Origin of the sequence: Desulfovibrio diazotrophicus, from assembly GCF_902498985.2 — a bacterium.
Lineage (GTDB): Bacteria > Desulfobacterota > Desulfovibrionia > Desulfovibrionales > Desulfovibrionaceae > Desulfovibrio > Desulfovibrio legallii.
Map to the genome: position 1 here is coordinate 2,283,460 of NZ_OX346397.1, position 16,456 is coordinate 2,299,915.

Annotated in this window: 16 protein-coding genes; 4 read left to right on the top strand and 12 right to left on the bottom strand. The window is 62.0% G+C overall.

What is annotated here, in order from left to right:
* Nucleotides 1-125: 125 nt before the first annotated feature.
* A complete protein-coding gene (locus tag J7I12_RS09900) occupies nucleotides 126-1,151 on the bottom strand; it encodes a molybdopterin-binding protein (RefSeq protein ID WP_207287318.1) in 1,026 nt (341 codons plus the stop codon).
* A 361-nt stretch (nucleotides 1,152-1,512) separates the two neighbouring features.
* Here J7I12_RS09900 and J7I12_RS09905 point away from each other — a divergent pair, with 361 nt between their 5' ends.
* The 4 genes from J7I12_RS09905 (at nucleotide 1,513) to rlmN (ending at nucleotide 6,363) form a co-directional block, all read left to right on the top strand.
* Nucleotides 1,513-1,908, top strand: a complete 396-nt coding sequence (locus J7I12_RS09905) for an RT0821/Lpp0805 family surface protein (protein WP_118229899.1) — start codon at nucleotides 1,513-1,515, stop codon at nucleotides 1,906-1,908.
* Between the two features lie 305 nt (nucleotides 1,909-2,213).
* Nucleotides 2,214-3,815, top strand: coding sequence for a polysaccharide biosynthesis/export family protein (locus J7I12_RS09910; protein ID WP_242621194.1), 1,602 nt, complete (start codon nucleotides 2,214-2,216; stop codon nucleotides 3,813-3,815).
* Between the two features lie 152 nt (nucleotides 3,816-3,967).
* The gene (locus tag J7I12_RS09915) at nucleotides 3,968-5,299 is read left to right on the top strand and encodes an HD domain-containing protein (protein ID WP_118229900.1); all 1,332 of its coding nucleotides are present in this window, start codon (nucleotides 3,968-3,970) and stop codon (nucleotides 5,297-5,299) included.
* A gap of 8 nt (nucleotides 5,300-5,307) precedes the next feature.
* Complete coding sequence (gene rlmN / locus J7I12_RS09920; protein WP_118229901.1) at nucleotides 5,308-6,363, top strand: dual-specificity RNA methyltransferase RlmN; 1,056 nt, start codon at nucleotides 5,308-5,310, stop codon at nucleotides 6,361-6,363.
* Between the two features lie 211 nt (nucleotides 6,364-6,574).
* Here rlmN and J7I12_RS09925 read toward each other — a convergent pair whose 3' ends face one another.
* The 11 genes from J7I12_RS09925 to J7I12_RS09975 all read right to left on the bottom strand — a co-directional run bounded on the left by J7I12_RS09925 (nucleotide 6,575) and on the right by J7I12_RS09975 (nucleotide 16,454).
* Nucleotides 6,575-7,249 (bottom strand): DapH/DapD/GlmU-related protein, encoded by a 675-nt coding sequence (locus J7I12_RS09925; RefSeq protein ID WP_288908048.1) that lies wholly within the window; start codon nucleotides 7,247-7,249, stop codon nucleotides 6,575-6,577.
* A gap of 2 nt (nucleotides 7,250-7,251) precedes the next feature.
* Nucleotides 7,252-7,998, bottom strand: coding sequence for a DUF1045 domain-containing protein (locus tag J7I12_RS09930; RefSeq protein WP_302548587.1), 747 nt, complete (start codon nucleotides 7,996-7,998; stop codon nucleotides 7,252-7,254).
* Between the two features lies 1 nt (nucleotide 7,999).
* Nucleotides 8,000-8,782, bottom strand: a complete 783-nt coding sequence (gene phnE / locus J7I12_RS09935) for a phosphonate ABC transporter, permease protein PhnE (protein WP_118229904.1) — start codon at nucleotides 8,780-8,782, stop codon at nucleotides 8,000-8,002.
* Nucleotides 8,783-9,000: 218 nt separating this feature from the next.
* Nucleotides 9,001-10,005, bottom strand: coding sequence for a phosphonate ABC transporter substrate-binding protein (phnD, locus tag J7I12_RS09940; protein ID WP_118229905.1), 1,005 nt, complete (start codon nucleotides 10,003-10,005; stop codon nucleotides 9,001-9,003).
* A gap of 27 nt (nucleotides 10,006-10,032) precedes the next feature.
* On the bottom strand, nucleotides 10,033-10,869 hold the full coding sequence (gene phnC, locus J7I12_RS09945; protein WP_118229906.1) for a phosphonate ABC transporter ATP-binding protein: 837 nt from the start codon (nucleotides 10,867-10,869) through the stop codon (nucleotides 10,033-10,035).
* A 10-nt stretch (nucleotides 10,870-10,879) separates the two neighbouring features.
* Nucleotides 10,880-11,458, bottom strand: a complete 579-nt coding sequence (phnN, locus tag J7I12_RS09950; protein WP_483203533.1) for a phosphonate metabolism protein/1,5-bisphosphokinase (PRPP-forming) PhnN — start codon at nucleotides 11,456-11,458, stop codon at nucleotides 10,880-10,882.
* Nucleotides 11,458-12,621 carry an alpha-D-ribose 1-methylphosphonate 5-triphosphate diphosphatase gene (locus tag J7I12_RS09955; protein WP_302548591.1) on the bottom strand — a complete coding sequence of 388 codons (1,164 nt, stop codon included), beginning with the start codon at nucleotides 12,619-12,621 and terminating at the stop codon, nucleotides 11,458-11,460. The genes phnN and J7I12_RS09955 overlap by 1 nt, the downstream gene beginning before the upstream one ends.
* Nucleotides 12,611-13,303 carry a phosphonate C-P lyase system protein PhnL gene (gene phnL, locus J7I12_RS09960; RefSeq protein ID WP_118229909.1) on the bottom strand — a complete coding sequence of 231 codons (693 nt, stop codon included), beginning with the start codon at nucleotides 13,301-13,303 and terminating at the stop codon, nucleotides 12,611-12,613. Before phnL ends, J7I12_RS09955 begins: the two co-directional genes overlap by 11 nt.
* A 90-nt stretch (nucleotides 13,304-13,393) precedes the next feature.
* Complete coding sequence (gene phnK / locus J7I12_RS09965; protein WP_118229910.1) at nucleotides 13,394-14,188, bottom strand: phosphonate C-P lyase system protein PhnK; 795 nt, start codon at nucleotides 14,186-14,188, stop codon at nucleotides 13,394-13,396.
* On the bottom strand, nucleotides 14,185-15,201 hold the full coding sequence (locus J7I12_RS09970; protein ID WP_118229911.1) for an alpha-D-ribose 1-methylphosphonate 5-phosphate C-P-lyase PhnJ: 1,017 nt from the start codon (nucleotides 15,199-15,201) through the stop codon (nucleotides 14,185-14,187). Before J7I12_RS09970 ends, phnK begins: the two co-directional genes overlap by 4 nt.
* Nucleotides 15,201-16,454, bottom strand: a complete 1,254-nt coding sequence (locus J7I12_RS09975) for a carbon-phosphorus lyase complex subunit (RefSeq protein ID WP_288908056.1) — start codon at nucleotides 16,452-16,454, stop codon at nucleotides 15,201-15,203. The genes J7I12_RS09970 and J7I12_RS09975 overlap by 1 nt, the downstream gene beginning before the upstream one ends.
* Nucleotides 16,455-16,456 lie beyond the last annotated feature (2 nt).

The following is a 16,456-nucleotide window of genomic DNA, read 5'->3' on the forward strand; positions in this document are numbered from 1 at the left end:
ATGGGCGCGCACCCCTTGCGGGGCCGGTGCGCTACGGGCCGTGCGGTCCGTGCGCCTCCCCGTCCCGCGCCGCCCCGGGGGCAGGGCGCAGGCGGGGCCGTCCGTCCTTTACGGGGCCGCAGGGCCTACTTGCCGAAAGGACAAACGGGGTAATGGCATTCCGGGCACTGGGAGCAGAAGCCCCCGTGCCCCAAGGCCGCTATGTCGGCGGCCGTGACCTCCAGCCCCGCCAGCAGGCGCGGCACGATCAGGTCGAAAATACTGGCTTTGTGGTACATGACGCAGCCGGGCAGCCCCAGCACGGGCACCCGTCCGGCAGATCCGGCGGCATAGCCCAGCAGGAACATGGCCCCAGGGTAGACGGGCGCGCCGTAGCTCAGCACTTCCACCCCGGCGGCGCGGATGGCGCTGGGCGTGCGGTCGTCCGGGTCCACAGACATGCCGCCGGTAACCACGACAAGATCCGCCCCTTGCTGCAGAAAATCCGCAATGGCCCCGGCGGTCATGGACACTTCGTCGCTGGTGAGGGTCTGCCCCAGAACCGTGCTGCCCAGATCCGCAAATTTTTTGCGCAGCACCGGGCCAAAGGCGTCCTGAATGCGGCCGTAGTATACTTCACTGCCCGTGGTTACTATGCCCACCTTGGCCCGCCGCAGGGGCAGCACCTCAATGACCGGGGCCTGTACCAGGGTCTCCAGGCGGCGCAGTTTTTCGTCCTCAATCATCAGCGGCACCACCCGTGTGCCCGCCACGGCGCGCCCTTTGCGCACCCACTGCAGGCTGTGGATGGTGGCCACGGAAATTTCGCCCAGACCGTTGATGCTGTTGAGCGTGGGCACGTCAATGCGCAACAGCCCGTCACAGGAGGCCCGCAAATCTATGCGGCCCTCGTGCGGATCCGCAGCAGAAAGGTTGGCCCCGGCTACGGCAGCCACAATGCGGGCGGCGGCGTCGTTTTCGTGCACCATGCCGGGCAAGGGCTCAAAAACATAGAGATGTTCCTTGCCCACATTGAGCAAGGTTTCAATATCTTCGGGGCGCACCACATGGCCTTTGCGGAAGACGGGGCCCTTCTCCACTCCGGGCACAATGCGCGTAATGTCGTGGCACAGCACACTGCCCACGGCGTCCTGCACGTGGATGGTTTTCATCGGCAATTTCGGCATATTTTCTCCGATTCTGCTGGAGAGATTGTGCAGATAATAGCATGGTCACAATAAAATGCAAAATAAAATACGGAATTTATAAAGGGTGGACACTATAACATAATGATTTTTAATAATATTAATTCATATTTTCCCCATTTTTACAAAAAGCGTGACTATTAACGCCGCGCGCCGGCCCCTTTCCCCGGCAAGGACATTGACAGCCGGGAGGTTCTCTGTCTAAGGGGAAAGGGAAAAAGCGGTCAACGATCCGCGCGGGCGGCGCCGGCGGATTTTGCATAAAAATCCGCCGTCATGCGTTTTACGCTGCCCGGAATTGGCAGAAGGCCCACGGAGGGAAATTTTCATGAAAGGATTGCGTGCGCACACCAAGGCTGCGGCCCGCAGGGCGGACGGCGGTCATGCCCGGCTGCCGGTCCTGTTGACGCTTCTGACGGCACTGGCGCTTTACGGCTGCGGCTTCGGCGGCGCGCCGGAACAGCCGGAAACCCCGCCCGGCCCGCTCATGGCCTATATGATCGGGGCTGCCCCCGGCGACAGCACAACCCTGGACGACCCGGACTTTGGCAAAAACGTGCGCCTGAGCATGGGGGAGAGCTTTGTCTCCGCCAAAGGCGAGGAATGCAAACGCGGCACGGCGCTTTCCGGCCAGCGTGAGGCCGAGGTGGTGGTCATCTGTCGCGACGCCCAGGGCCGTTGGAACATGGCTCCGCGGGTTTGGGGGGCGGGCCTTTCCCAATAGCGTGGCGCGGGCGTCTTTTGCCCCCTGGCGGCGTCAAAAAACGGTTCCGGACCGGGCCTGTACCAAGGCGTACTATGCCCGCCCCGGAACCGTTTTTTTCCTTGCCAGGGAACAAAATCCATCCCGCGCCGGAACGGTCGGCGTGGGGCGGCCCCTGGCGCAGATTGGCAGCGTTCGGCGGATCCTGCCAATGCGGGCGCCCTTTTCCCCCTGGCAAAATTTGGCGAAGAAGTTTATGAATCAGACGCGCGGCAAGCGGTTGCCGCGCGGTTTTCGCGGCGTCGTGCCCGGCACCTCTGGGGGCCATGCAAGCCCGTAATTATTGCATTGTAACCATCATGTTCCACACAATTATTTCCGTCCTTCTGCTGGCTTTGTGGGGTGTTGCCGCTCCGGCCGGTCCCGCCCTGGCGGCCAGTGCGCCGCAGCCCTATGCCGCCAATCTGTTTCAGGGGCATTTCTCCCAGGCCAAGGACGCCAAGGATACGTCCGTCATCATGCCCGGCGACCGGGTGGTTCTGCGGCTCTGGGGCGGCGACGTCCGTGTGGATCAGACCCTGGCCGTGGCTGACGACGGGCATCTGGACGTGCCCCAGGTGGGGGCCATCCCTGTGGCCGGTCTGGGCTACGACAAACTGGCCGAAGCGTTGCGCAGCAAGCTGGCCGCCGCCGGCCACGGGGACGTGCAGATCTACGCCGCACCTCTGGACGCCCGGCCCGTGGCCGTGTTTGTTACCGGCGGCGTGCAGCGACCCGGCCGTTACACGGGCACGCCCGGCGACCCGCTGCTGAGCTTTCTGGACAAGGCTGGCGGTCTGGACCCAGTGCGCGGCAGTTACCGCGATATCCGCTTGATCCGCAACAACGTGACCGTGGCTACCCTCGATCTCTACCCTTTTGCCCGCAAGGGCGTGCTGCCGGCCGTGCGCGTGCAGGAGGGCGACACGCTGGTGGTGGGCGACAAAGGCCCCAGCGTGGCGGCCGTGGGGGCCGTACGCAACGCGGCGCTGTTTGAATTTCCCAAGGGCAAGGCCACGGGCGCGGCCCTCATGGATCTGGCCGAACCTTTGGGCAGCGCCTCGCATGTGGCGCTTTCCGGCACGCGCAACGGCGCGCCCTACAGCACGTATCTGCCCATTCGCGAACTGCGCAGCCTGAAGCTGGAAGACGGCGATCAGGTGCAGTTTATTGCCGACGCGCCCGGCAACACCATTATGGTAGAAGTGCAGGGGGCCGTGCGCGGGGCTTCGCGCTTTCCCGTGCGGCAAGGGGCGCGGCTGGCCGAGGTGAAGAACTTTATTGCCGTGGAGCCGGGCCGGGCCAACCTGGCGGCCATGTACATCAAACGCAAAAGTGTGGCCGCCCGGCAGAAAAAAGCCATTGCCGACTCCCTGCGCCGCCTGGAGGAAACGGCCCTCACCGCCTCTTCGGGCAGTGCGGAGGAAGCGCAGATCCGCGCCAAGGAGGCCGAAATGGTCTCCAAATTTGTAGAGCGCGCCAAGGCCGTGGAACCCGAAGGCGTGGTGGTGCTGGACGGCGGGCCGGACAAGGCCGACCTCACGCTGGAAGACGGGGACGTCATTGTCATCCCCACCAAGAGCGACGTGGTGCTGGTGAGCGGCGAGGTCATGATGCCCCAGGCCCTGCTTTGGAACAAAAAGAAAGACGCTGCGGACTACATTAAGGGCGCCGGCGGCTACACCAACCGGGCCGACCACGACAAGGTGCTGGTGCTGCACCAGAACGGAGCCGTGACCCAGGACGACGACGATATCCGCCCCGGCGACCAGATCATGATCCTGCCCAAGGTGGAATCCAAAAGCATGCAGGCCGTCAAGGACATTTCGCAGGTCATTATGCAGGTGGTGGTTTCAGCCAGGATGCTGCTGGGCATGCCTTCGCTGTAGTGCCGGCAGGGGCCGGGCGGAGCGGCGCCCCCCCCGCATGCGTATGCCAAAGACACGGACGCGCCCCGGCAAGGGCGCGTCCGGCTTGACGTTCACGCCCTGCGGCGGGCATAGTAGGGGACGCACGTTTCCATTTTCGCAAGGAGATTTCCATGCACCAAGCCCTCAAAGACGCCATAACCATTTGCAAAACCTTTTTGCGCAACGGCTATGACGCGCATGTGATCAACGCCCCCCTGCAGGAGCATTTGCTGCGCCAGGGTGGGGTTCCGGCCGTGGATATCGCCTGTGAACCGGATCTGGATACGTTGGTGCGCCTCTTCCCCGCGGCCGTGCCCGAACGGGAAAAGCGCGCCCTGGCCGTCATGGAGCAGGACGGCGTCACCTACCGTTTTTATCCGCTGGAGGTGGCCGCCGCCGGGCACCCGGAGCTTTCCCTGCTGCGCGTTACCCCCACCATGATCGACCGCATGAGCCAGGAGGAAAAACTCGACCTGCGCCTTACGGGCTTTGGCAGCCCGGAACGCACGGGCGACGCCTACGAAGGCTTTGCCGACCTCAAGGGCGGGGCCATCCGCCTTACGGGCCTGCCGGACGAAACGCTGCGTCACGATTACCTGCTGGCCGTGCGCGCCCTGCGCTTTGCGGCCAACTTTGACCTGCCCATTGAGCCCAATACCTGGCTGGCCATTGTGCGGGCCTCCGCCCGCGTGCTGGACTATGTGCCCGCCACGGACATCATGGACGAATGGCGCAAGGTGGCGGCAGAATCCATGTATCGCTTCGTGCGGCTGCTGTACGACGCCCACATCCTTCAGGGCCTGATCCCTGAGGTGGCCGCCCTTTCCTGCCTCACCCAGATGCGCAACAAGGAAGGGGATACGGAAAACGTCTTTGAGCACACCCTGGCCTGCATGCGCCACTATCCCGAAGAAGACTTCCACTACGACTGGCTGGGCACCATGGCCATGCTTTTTCACGATGTGGGCAAGCTCTACACCGGCGAATTTTTCGACGGCCAGTGGACCTACTACCAGCACCACCGCGTGGGGGCCAAGGTTACCCGTAAAATCCTGCGCCGCCTGCACTTTGCCCAAGAGGACATCGACCTGCTCTGCCACCTGGTGCGCCATCATATGCGCTTCCACTTCATGATGACGGACAGGGGCATCCGCCGTTTCAAGGCCCTGGACGAATATCCCCGACTCATCGCCATGGCCAGGGCGGACCTCAAGGCCCGCGACGGCATCCCCACCTCTTTCAACCACAATATGAAGTACCTGGACCGGGCCGAAACCCCGGAACAGATGCTGGAACCCTTGCTCAACGGCAACGAAATCATGAACGAAACCAAGCTGGCCCCTGGCCCGCTGGTGGGCGTCATCCGCGACGCCCTGCTCCAGGCCCAGATCGCCGGCGAGGTGACGGACGTGGACTCGGCCGTGGGTTTTGTGCGCGACTACGCCCGTAAGGCTGTGGGGTAAGCCCCTTCATGCGCGACATCCTCAACCTGACCCTGCCCGAACTGGAAGCCTGGATGACCACGGAGCTGGGTGAACCCCGCTTCCGCGCCGTGCAGATCTGGCAGTGGCTGTGGCAGAAAATGGCCCGCAGCTTCGATGCCATGACCGACGTTTCCAAGGCTTGTCGGGAACGTCTGGCCGCCGCCGCCGTCATCACCTGGCCCACGGTGGACGCCGTGGAGCAGAGCGCCGACGGCACCACCAAGTTTTTGCTGCGTCTGGCCGACGGCGCGCAGGTGGAAACCGTGCTCATCCCCTCCGATTCCCGCGAGGGCGTGCGCCGTTGGACCCAGTGCCTTTCCTGTCAGGTGGGCTGCGCCATGGGCTGCACCTTCTGCGCCACGGGCCGCATGGGCCTGGAACGCAACATGACCATGGGCGAAATTCTTGGTCAGATTCTGGTGGCGCGTCAGCACCTGGGCGATACCCGTCCGGACTGGCCCGTGCTGCGCAACCTGGTCTTTATGGGCATGGGCGAACCCCTCGGCAACCTGACCGAGGTGCTGCGCGCCCTCCAGAGCCTCAACCACGACAAGGGGCTCAACTTCTCCCCCCGCCGCATCACCGTGTCCACCTGCGGCCTGGAAAAAGGCCTGCGCCAGCTGGGCGAAAGCGGCCTGGCCTTTCTGGCCGTTTCCCTGCACGCCCCCAATCAGGAACTGCGCGCCCGTCTCATGCCCAAGGCGGCCCGCTGGCCCCTGCCGGATCTGCTGGCGGCCCTCAAATCTTACCCGCTCAAAACCCGCGAGCGCATTACCTTTGAATATTTGCTCCTGGGCGGCGTCAACGACGGGCTGGAACACGCCCGCCAGCTGGCGCGCCTGCTGGCCGATCTTAAAGCCAAGCTCAACCTCATTGTTTACAACCCCACCGAAGGATCCCCCTACGTGGCGCCCAGCCCGGAACGCGTCCTGGCCTTTGAACGCTGCCTCTGGGATCGCCACGTTACCGCCATTGTCCGCAAAAGTAAGGGGCAGGACATTAAGGCCGCCTGCGGACAGCTGAAAACCGCGTGCCTGGGGTAGCGCCTTTCACGGAGAGCAAAAAAACTTTGACGCGAAGCTATGGGCTTCGCCGGGGCTGCCTGGGCTATCTCAAAGAAAGGGGCAGCGCGGTCCGGAAAAGGCGTCCGCTCCTTTCTTGGCGCAACCCCTTTTTCCCAAACGAAAAAAGGACGCAAGTATTTCTACCTGCGTCCTTCCTCCCACAAAGGCTGCAACAGCGCTTGCGTGTTTTTCAGCCTTCGGCCAGTTCCTGGGCTTTACATAAAAAATCTTCCGCCGGCAGTTGAAACAGTTTCCAGCGCGCCCGCAGGGTTTCTTCGGGCCAGTTCCACCATGCCAGGCGCTCCAGCCCCAGGGCCACGGCCGGGTCGGCAAAACGCGGACGCAGCTCGTGGGCAGGGTTGCCCACCACAATGTGCCAGGCGGGTACGTCCTTGGTGACGATGCTGCCCGCGCCGATGGCCGCGCCGTTGCCCACGCGTACCCCTGGCAGCAGCACTGCCCCGTGCCCTATCCACACGTCATGGCCGATGCGCACGGTGTATTGCTTGCGCCAGGCAAAAATGTCTTCATCAACGTCCGGTTCGTCCGCAGTGGTGAGGCCGTATCTGCCGGGGCGGTAGGTAAAGTGGTGCAGGGTGGGGCGCCACCAGGGATGATTGCTGGGGTTAATGCGCACGTGCGAAGCGATGGAAACGAATTTGCCCACATTGGCGTACATGAGGTCAGCGTCGTTGCCCACATAGGAATAGTCGCCCAGGGTCACGCCGTGCATCAGACAGCGCGGCCCTACGTCTGTCCAGCGGCCCAGGCTTGTTTCGATAAGGGTTGCGCTTTGCGCAACGCGCGGCGCTGCGGCGGAAGCGGCCACGACTGCGGGAGAAGAGACGGCGTCATTCAGGCTCATTGTTACACACCCGCGCTGTTCAGAGGAAAGGATTCCAGAACCCTGAACCGCCCGGTACAGGGTTTTCCCGGTTCATGACACGCATCCACAGGCTGGCGGCACAGGCACAGGTGCGCCACGCTCTGTGGCTGGGCTATGGCGTCGGCAAGGTAGGCGGCCACCACTGCGCAAAGGGCGGGCGAAGCCGTTGACGGTCCGGTGAGGGTGATATGAAAATCATATTCTTCAAAGAGATATGGGTATCCCCAGGTGCGAAGGAGGGAGAGTTGCCGCCCGGTCAACCCTTTAGCTCTGCGTAGGAGTTCAGCTTCGGGCGCCGGCCTGCGCAGCGGTGCGAACACGCGTGTGGCTTCACCCGCCATATGGCGCAAGGCCGTCTGGGCTCTGCGCCCTGCCGCAGTGGCCGCATCCGGCATAAGCGCCAGAAAACCCCGGTGCTCCACTACCTGCAGAGGAGTGAGCACAGCCGCCAGGCGTTTACAGAAGAGGCTCAGGGTGTCGGTGAGCGCATCTTCTTTGTCGCACAGCGGAAAAAAGGGAGCCACTACCGTGGCGTGCAGGCCATAGCGCATGGGTTCCGCCACAAGGGCATCCCACGACAGGTTGTGCGGCAGATCGCGTGGCAGGGGCAACGAGGGGGCAGGCACGTTCTGTCCCCTGAGCGCGTCGTAGCCCAGCAGGGCGGAACCCGCGGAGTAAAGTGGGCTGTGTTCCTCAGGGACGTAATAAACGGCATAACGGTATTGCATATTATACAAAGCGCTTGCGAATGAATTGGGAAATCATGTCAAAAACCACCACTACCGCAATAATGACAAGCATGACGGCCGATGTCTGGGGAAAATAGAACCCGCGGATCATCTCCCACAGTACCACGCCAATGCCGCCAGCCCCCACCATGCCTACTACGGTGGCCGACCGGATGTTGGATTCCAGCCGGTAGAGCGAGAAGGATATCCACAGGGGCAGCACCTGGGGGATGACGCCGTACAGAATTTCTTCAATAGCCAACGCCCCAGTGGCGCGCATGCCTTCCACCGGCTGGGGGTCAATGGCTTCTACAGCCTCGGAAAAAAGTTTGGCAAGAATGCCCGTGGTATGCACAAAAAGCGCCATCACGCCCGCAAAGGGGCCAAGACCTACGGCAACCACAAAAAGCATGGCAAAAACCATTTCGTTGATGGCCCTGCAGGCGTCCATAATCCGTCGCACGGGCTGGTAAACCCACCAGGGCACGAGGTTGTCCGAGCTGAGAATGCCCAGGGGCACGGCAAAGATCACCGCCAGGGCCGTGCCCCAAAGGGCCACCTGGATGGTGACCACCATTTCCTTGATATAAAGTCGCCAATCGGAAAAATCGGGGGGAAAAAATTCGCACGCGAACGAGCCCATGTTTCGGGCGTCAGTGAACAGGGCCGCGGGGTTCATTTCTGCCCCTCCCCACGACCAGACCAGCAGGGAAAGGCAGATGCCCCAACCCAGCAGCGAAAACCAGGGTCGGTTGACCGGCGTGTGTTGTGCGGATGCTGTCATGAAATATCCTTTTAGAGCATGCAACACTTGAAATGCTCGCTTACGGCAGGCAAAAGCCTGCCTTCTCGCATTTTGTGGCAAGGATTTTCAAGAAAATCCTTGCAGAGCAGTTAGCGCATTTCATTCGCTAACTGCTCTAACTGAAAGGCGCAGACCCGGCCGCAACATGGGGTAGCCCACTGCGGCCGGGGCGCGCTGCCTTTGGCGTAGGTGGGGCGTTATGAACCTTTTTTGATGGCTTCGGCGCGAGCGTTCAACGTAGCAAGGGCTTCGTCCACTTTTGCCAATTGGGCTTTCTTTTCCGCAGCGCTGAGCCTTCCGTCGCCTTCAATCTTGACGCGCGTCTTGAACAATTCCACCTGGCGAATGGGGATGGAGTGGTCATTATTGGCGGGTTTGAAAGGGGCCAGGCCGAGGTTGGCCAGAATTTTCAGATCTGCAGCTTTATGCGGGCCGGTGACGCCGAAGTTGAAAAAAAACTTGGCGATTTTATCCTTGGTTTCTTTGGGCAGGTCTTTGCGCCACACCAGCGGGTCGCCGGGGATCAGGGGCGAAGTCCAGATGATCTTGATAAGTCCGGCCTTTTCAGGGTGGGTGGTGCGCAGACGTTCAAGGCTTTCGCTGTTATTGGTTGCCAGATCCACTTGCTTGTTGGCCACGGCCAGGGCGTTGGTTTCATGATTGGCATTCAGGGTGCGCTTGAAGGCCGTTTTAGGTTCTATGTTGTTTTTGGCGAACACGTAGTAGCCGGGAATGACAAAACCAGAGGTGGAATTGGGGTCGCCGTTGCTGAACGTGATGTTCTTGGCGTTTTTCAGGATGTCATCCACGGAATTGTAAGGAGAATCTTTGTTCACGATCAAATGTGAATAGTAACCGCCGATGCCCGCCTGATCCATCGTTTGGGCGAAAATTTCGCCGTCGGCGCGGTCTACGGCTTCAATGGCCGATTTGTTGCCGTACCATGCCAGCTGCACCTTGCCATACTGCATGCCGGTAACAATGCCCGCATAATCAGGGGCAAAAAAAGCTCGCACCTTGAACCCGGTTTCCTGCTCCATACGTTTCAGGAAGGGCTCCCAGAGCGTGCGCAGATTTTGGGAAGATTCGGTGCTGATGATGCCGAAGTTCAGCACGTTCGGTTCAGCGGCCCTGGCCGATAGCGCGGGCAGGCCTGCAGCGGCCAAAACGAGGGCAAGGGTAAGCAGTCGCAACAGTTTCATGCTATAATCTCCTTAATTACACTTTGGTTATGCGGCATTGCAGGCTTGGCGCAGAGAAAGACGCGGCTCAAGGGCCGGCTCTTCATCCCCGCCAGTGGCGCGTGCGAATAACTCTTCGCTGGAGGCGCCGTAAATTTCACGCAAAAAGGCCGGGGTAAGCCTATCGGAAGGCCCGTCATACACGATGCAGCCCTCTTTGAGGGCCACGGTGCGTCGGCAGTAGCGAATGGCAAAGTCCACCTGGTGCAGGGTTACCACCACAGTGATGCCGTCCTGCTGGTTTACCTCGGCCAATAGCTCCATAACTTTTCGGGATGACTCAGGATCAAGAGAAGCAATGGGTTCGTCGGCCAGCAGCACCCTGGCTTTCTGCACCATGGCGCGGGCAATGGCCGCCCGCTGCTGCTGCCCGCCCGAAAGCGTTGAGGCGCGTTGAAAGGCCTTTTCTGCAATGCCCACGCGGCCAAGGGCCGTGAGAGCATCTACGCGCACCTGATGCGGGAACAGGCCCAGCAGAGAGCGCCACAGAGGTATCCTGCCCAGCGCGCCCAACATGACATTGGTGTGTACCGGCAACCGGTCCACCAAGTTGAACTGTTGAAATATCATGCCAATGTTCGTGCGCAGGTGGCGCACATGGCGGGCCAGGCGCCCTTCTCGCTGCATGACGCTGCCGAGCACATGCACACTGCCGCTGTTTTTGTCCGCCTCGGTGAGGCCCGCAATGTGGCGCAGCAGGGTGGACTTGCCGGAACCGGAAGCGCCAATAAGAGCCACCATTTCCCCTTCGGCCACCGACAGGCAGACATTGTCCAGCGCGCGACTGTTGCCGAACGTTCTGGTGAGATTTTCTATGTTGATCATGAAAGCCTCCTTACGTTGCAAAATGACGGGCATGGTTGATAATCTCCGTAAAAATGCGTCCAGCCGTTTCAAGGTCGCCGGAATTGTCTACCAGCACATGGTGGGGCAGATGCGGCAGCGGTATTGCGGCCCGGGCCAGACGTTCTTCAACCTCCTCCCTTTGCTCCCTGCCGCGCTGCTCAAGCCTGCGGCGCAAAATGTCGCGCCGCGCGGTTATTTCCACCACCAGCAGGGGGCTGATGCGACGGGCGGCCTCCGGGGCATATCCACGCGAGCCGTTGACCACAGCCACATGCCCCTGCTCCAGCAGGTCAAGCACCTGCCGGTGTATGCCGTAGCGCAGGCCGTGGCTTTCCCAATCCAGGACAAAGTCGCCGCGCTCCGCGCAGAGGGAAAATTCCTCTGCGCTCAGGCTTATGTGGTCCTCCCCCCCCGCTTCTGCGGGGCGAGTGATGTGACGGCGTACAAAGCAGATGTCCTCCTGCCCGGTGCGGTGCGTCAGGCGGCAGCGGGCAAATGCCAGCAGGCTGTCCTTGCCGACGCCGGAAGGCCCCACCACATAGACCAGCAGGCCGGGATACTGCGCCATTAGAACACCTTTTTGCCCCGCACGTAGACTTCGCGCGCTACCGGCAGATCATCGTGCAGGGCCACGCGTACAAGGTCGGCCCTGAGCCCGGGACGCAGTTCGCCCCTGTCCGTCAGGGCCACGGCCTGGGCCGGACGGCGCGTGACCATGCTCACGGCGTCGGGCAGGGAAAGCCCGGCCTCGCGCTGCAGGACAAAAGCGCCGTGCAGCAGACTCATGGGTACATAGTCGGACGAAAGTCCGCTCAGGAGCCCTTCGTGGGCCACGTCCAGAGCGCTGATGTTGCCGGAATGAGATTTGCCGCGCACCACGTTGGGCGAACCCATAAGTACCGTCATGCCGTTATTGCGTGCGTGTCGCGCGGCTTCTATGGTGGTGGGAAATTCGCTGATGACGATGCCGTGCCCCAGGGCCAGGTTCACGTCTTCCACGGTGGTGTCGTCATGGCTGGCCATGGGTACGCCGTGCGCCGTGCAGAATTCAGTGACCATGCCGGTGTGCAGCGGGGTGTATGTTCTTTGGCGCTCCTGCAGTTCGGCCACATTGCTGGCGAACTCCTCTTCCGTCCAGGAGCGTATGGTGCTGTAATAGGTGCGGTAGGCATCGGTATTGCGCCATTGCCGCTGGCCGGGCGTATGGTCCATCAGCGAGATGAGCCCCAGCCCCGGTGTGGCCGACAGGGGCTCGAACATGCTCCACATATTAGGGTCATTAAGTTCGCAGCGCAGATGCAGGCGGTGTTCTGTCCGCACGCCCGTGTCTGCGGGATTGCCCGAAGTGCAGGCGGTAAAGGCGTCCACAGCCATGCGCAGCATGAGGTAGCGGCCTTTGTCCTGGGTTTCGCCAATGCATACCGAGTCGTACACCGTGGTTATGCCGGCCGCCGCCATCTGCGCGTCGTGAGCCAGAAAGGCAGCGCGAGCCGAAGGCCAGATAACCTTGGGTCGGGGCATGAGGTGTTTTTCAAGATTGTCCGTATGCAGTTCCACAAGACCAGGCAACAGGTAGTCGCCCCCCCAGTCCTCCACGGCAACCCCGCGGCTTATGGGCGGCGCGCCCGCTTCCAAGGCATGGATGCGTCCATCGCGCACGCAAAGGTGCCCTTCAATAACGGCGTCGGCCGTGACCATGCGGGCGTTGGCGATACAATATTCACGAGGCATGATTTCTTCCTGGTTGCAGATGAAAAACGGCGTCAGCCACGGCTTCGCGTACTTCGTCGTCATGAAAAATACCGATAACGGCGCTGCCGCGCGCCTTGGCCTCGGCGATCAGGGTGACCACCGTGCGTTTGTTGGCCGCGTCCAGCGAAGCGGTAGGTTCGTCCAGCAGCAACACGGGGCTGTGCCGGATAAAACCGCGCGCAATGTTGACGCGTTGCTGTTCGCCGCCTGAAAACGTGGCCGGAGCAAGGTTCCAGAGGCGTTGCGGAATATGCAGGCGGTCCAGCAGCACGGCGGCTTTTTCCCGCGCGGCGCTGCGCTCTTCGCCGTGGGCCGTACACTGCCCTGCCACAATGTCCAGCGTGCTCACGCGGGGGATGACCCGCAAAAACTGGCTCACATACCCCATGGTTTCACGCCGCACATCAAGCACGGCGCGGGGCCGGGCAGTGACCATGTCCACAAAGCCGTTGCGGTGGCGTACAAGAATACTGCCTGAGCAGGCTTTGTAATTGGCGTACAGGCAGCGCATCAGGGTGGATTTACCCGCTCCGGAAGGGCCGTGCAGCACAAGGCAGCGGCCCGCGTACGCTTCAAGATTCAGACCGCTGAAAGCCGCGATGTGCACGCCGCCCTGGGCATGCAGGGTGAAATTTTTGGCGAGTTCGCGCACCGTAAGCATCACTTGCCCCGTGGCGGAATCCGGTTTGGAATCCGTGGCGGGTGTAGCGGATACTGCGGGCGCAGGGAACGGAGTCTGATGCATGGCGGGCTATCCTTGCAGAATGGAAGAAACAAGCAGTTGCGTGTAGGGGTGGTGGGGGTCGTCAAGCACTTGGTCGGCAAGACCTTCCTCCACCACGTTGCCGCTGCGCATGACCAGCAGCCTGTCGGCCAGAAGGCGGGCCACGGCCAGGTCGTGCGTTACCAGCACCACGGCCAGGCCCAGATCGCGCACAAGGTGGCGCAGCAAATCCAGCAGCCGGGCCTGTACGGAAACGTCCAGCCCGCCAGTGGGCTCGTCCATAAAGACCAGCCGAGGCGACGACACAAGGTTGCGGGCTATCTGCAGGCGCTGCTGCATGCCGCCGGAATAGGCCGTAGGCCGGTCATCCAGGCGCTCTTCGGGAATTTCCACCCGGCGCAGCCAGCCGCGCCCGGCTTCACGGATGTCGCCATAACGGCGCGCACCGCAGGCCATCAGGCGTTCGCCGATGTTGCCGCCCGCGCTGACGCGCATGCGCAAGCCGTCGCGCGGGTTCTGGTGCACAAAGCCCCATTCAGTGCGCAGCAGTCTGCGGCGCTCGCCTTCGGACATGGAACCCATGTTGCGCGCATGCCCCAGGGCGTCACGGTACACAACCGTGCCTGAGGTCAGGGGCAGCCTGCCCGAAATGAGGCTCAACAGGGTACTTTTGCCGGAGCCGGACTCGCCCACAATGGCTACCACCTCGCCGGGCCACAGCTCAAAGGAAACGTCGGCGCAGCCTTTGCGTTCGCCGTAGTAGTGGGTGGCGTCTATGACTTGCAGCAGGGGGGCCTGGTCGTGGCAATGCAGGCAGGTCATGAGTGTGCCCTTTCTTTGCTGCCGGGGGCGACCACGGGCATGCCGTCGCCCTTGTGTCCGGCGGCCCGGCGGGATGCGCAGTATTCGGTGTCGGAACAGACAAAGAGCCGCGCCCCTGCATCATCAACAATCACTTCATCAAGGTAGCTTGTGGTGCTGCCGCACAGGGCGCATGGGCGGGACCAGTGCTGCACGGTAAAGGGGTGGTCTTCAAAATCCAGGCTTTTCACTTCCGTATAGGGCGGTACGGCGTAGACGCGCTTTTCGCGCCCGGCCCCGAACAGTTGCAGGGCGGGGCAGCCGCGCATCTTGGGGTTGTCAAACTTGGGAATGGGCGAAGGGCTCATCACGTAACGCCCGGCCACCAGCACGGGGTAGTCGTAGCTGGAGGCTATTTCGCCGTGCCTGGCAATGTCTTCATACAGCTTGACATACATGATGCCATATTCCTCAAGGGCGTGCAGGGTGCGGGTTTCTGTTTCGCTGGGCTCAAGCCAGCGCAGCGGTTCGGGGATGGGTACCTGATATACCAGTATCTGGCCTTCATGCAGGGGCTGTTCCGGTATGCGGTGGCGCGTCTGGATAATGGTGGCCTTCTCTGTTTCCGTGGTGGTGGCGACCCCCGCCACTTTACGGAAAAAGGCTCTTATGGATACGGCGTTGGTGGTGTCGTCCGAACCTTGGTCAATAACCTTGAGCACATCGTTCGGGCCCATGACCGATGCCGAAACCTGTATGCCGCCCGTACCCCAGCCGTAGGGCATGGGCATTTCACGGCTGCCGAAAGGCACCTGATGGCCGGGAACAGCCACAGCCTTGAGAATAGCGCGCCTGAGCGAGCGTTTTGTCTGTTCGTCCAGGTAGGCGAAATTGTAGGTCAGAGTGCCGAAGCCATTGCCCTGCGCAACGGTATTGTCCGCACCCTCGTGGGCGGGCGCGGCGCATTGCGGCCGGGCGTCTGGTTCAAGCCGTTTGAGTGCCGATGCGGCTCTGGATTGGGCTTGTGCGATCATTATTCCTGTTCCCCTTCAGCGGCGCTGTGTCCGGCGCCGCCCGTCGTTTCCATGGCCTGGCGCATGCCGCGTACAAGGGCCAACTCGGCCTGAAAATCCACGTAATGCGGCAGCTTGAGGTGCTGCACAAAGCCCGATGCCTCCACGTTGTCACTGTGGCTAAGCACAAATTCCTCGTCTTGGGCCGGGCCTTTCACCGGCTCGTCGTAATCGCCGGACTGCAGGGCCCTGTCTACCAGAGCCATGCTCAGGGCCTTGCGCTCGTTTTCGCCAAAGCTCAGGCCGTAGCCCCGTGTGAAACAGGGCTTCACGCCGTTGCCTCCGTGAAATTTGTTGACGGTTTCGCATTCCGTGAGGGGCAGACGGCCCACTACCACGGCAAAGCCCAGTTCCTCAGGTACAAACCGTACTTCTACCGAACCCATGCGTAGTTCGCCCGCAAAAGGATGGGTGGAGCCGTAGCCGCGCTGCGTGGAATAGGCCAGGGCCAGCATCAGCCCCTCGTCGCCGCGTGCCAGGTTTTGCAGTCGGGCGTCACGCCCCGCGGGCAGGGTCAGCGCGCTGCGCGTGATGTCTGCAGGAGCTGCAGCGGCCCCGTTGGTGCCCTCTTTTGCGGGGGCGGGCAGCAGGCCTTCCTTTTCAAGAAAATCCATGACTTTTGCGTAACTGCGGGGGGCTTCGGGCAACGGGTTTGCCGGGGATGAGGGCTGTTCTGCCACGCTGTCGGCGGGCGCAGCGGAGTCTGGCGCGCGGCTGTTCGTCGCGATGCCGGGCTGGGCGGGGCAGGCATGAGCGGCGGACGGCCGCGCCGTTTCCGCTTTGGAGGCCTGAAGACCTTCCGCGGCGCGGGTCAGCAACGAGGCGTCCAACAGCCGGTGCGTGTAGTCAAACGTGTGTCCCAGAATCTGCCCGCCGGGGATGTCTTTGTAGGTGGCGGAAATACGCCGTCGTACCCGCATGGCTGCCGTGTCCACGGGCAGGGAAGAGCCAAAGCGGCTCAACGTGGTGCGGAAGGCCCGCAGCAGAAAAATGGCTTCCACAAGGTCGCCTCTGGCCTGTTTTACCGCCAACGCGGCAAGTTCCGGCGCGTACAGCGCGCCTTCGGCCATCACCCTGTCCACAGACAGGGAAAGCTGCTCCATAATCTGATCCACGCCGAGTTCCGGCACCGCGGTATCGCCCCGGCGCACCTGAGCCAGCAGCCTGTGGGCGGCGTTGATGGCTTTTTCGCCGCCTTTTACAGCAACATACATAT

Coding starts and splice junctions, on each gene's coding strand:
- J7I12_RS09970 (WP_118229911.1), bottom strand. CDS start 15,201: ATGATCGCACAAGCCCAATCCAGAGCCGCATCGGCACTCAAACGGCTT.
- phnD (WP_118229905.1), bottom strand. CDS start 10,005: ATGAAACTGTTGCGACTGCTTACCCTTGCCCTCGTTTTGGCCGCTGCA.
- phnK (WP_118229910.1), bottom strand. CDS start 14,188: ATGACCTGCCTGCATTGCCACGACCAGGCCCCCCTGCTGCAAGTCATA.
- J7I12_RS09905 (WP_118229899.1), top strand. CDS start 1,513: ATGAAAGGATTGCGTGCGCACACCAAGGCTGCGGCCCGCAGGGCGGAC.
- phnC (WP_118229906.1), bottom strand. CDS start 10,869: ATGATCAACATAGAAAATCTCACCAGAACGTTCGGCAACAGTCGCGCG.
- phnN (WP_483203533.1), bottom strand. CDS start 11,458: ATGGCGCAGTATCCCGGCCTGCTGGTCTATGTGGTGGGGCCTTCCGGC.
- J7I12_RS09925 (WP_288908048.1), bottom strand. CDS start 7,249: ATGAGCCTGAATGACGCCGTCTCTTCTCCCGCAGTCGTGGCCGCTTCC.
- phnE (WP_118229904.1), bottom strand. CDS start 8,782: ATGACAGCATCCGCACAACACACGCCGGTCAACCGACCCTGGTTTTCG.
- J7I12_RS09915 (WP_118229900.1), top strand. CDS start 3,968: ATGCACCAAGCCCTCAAAGACGCCATAACCATTTGCAAAACCTTTTTG.
- J7I12_RS09900 (WP_207287318.1), bottom strand. CDS start 1,151: ATGAAAACCATCCACGTGCAGGACGCCGTGGGCAGTGTGCTGTGCCAC.
- phnL (WP_118229909.1), bottom strand. CDS start 13,303: ATGCTTACGGTGCGCGAACTCGCCAAAAATTTCACCCTGCATGCCCAG.
- rlmN (WP_118229901.1), top strand. CDS start 5,308: ATGCGCGACATCCTCAACCTGACCCTGCCCGAACTGGAAGCCTGGATG.
- J7I12_RS09930 (WP_302548587.1), bottom strand. CDS start 7,998: ATGCAATACCGTTATGCCGTTTATTACGTCCCTGAGGAACACAGCCCA.
- J7I12_RS09910 (WP_242621194.1), top strand. CDS start 2,214: ATGCAAGCCCGTAATTATTGCATTGTAACCATCATGTTCCACACAATT.
- J7I12_RS09955 (WP_302548591.1), bottom strand. CDS start 12,621: ATGCCTCGTGAATATTGTATCGCCAACGCCCGCATGGTCACGGCCGAC.
- J7I12_RS09975 (WP_288908056.1), bottom strand. CDS start 16,454: ATGTATGTTGCTGTAAAAGGCGGCGAAAAAGCCATCAACGCCGCCCAC.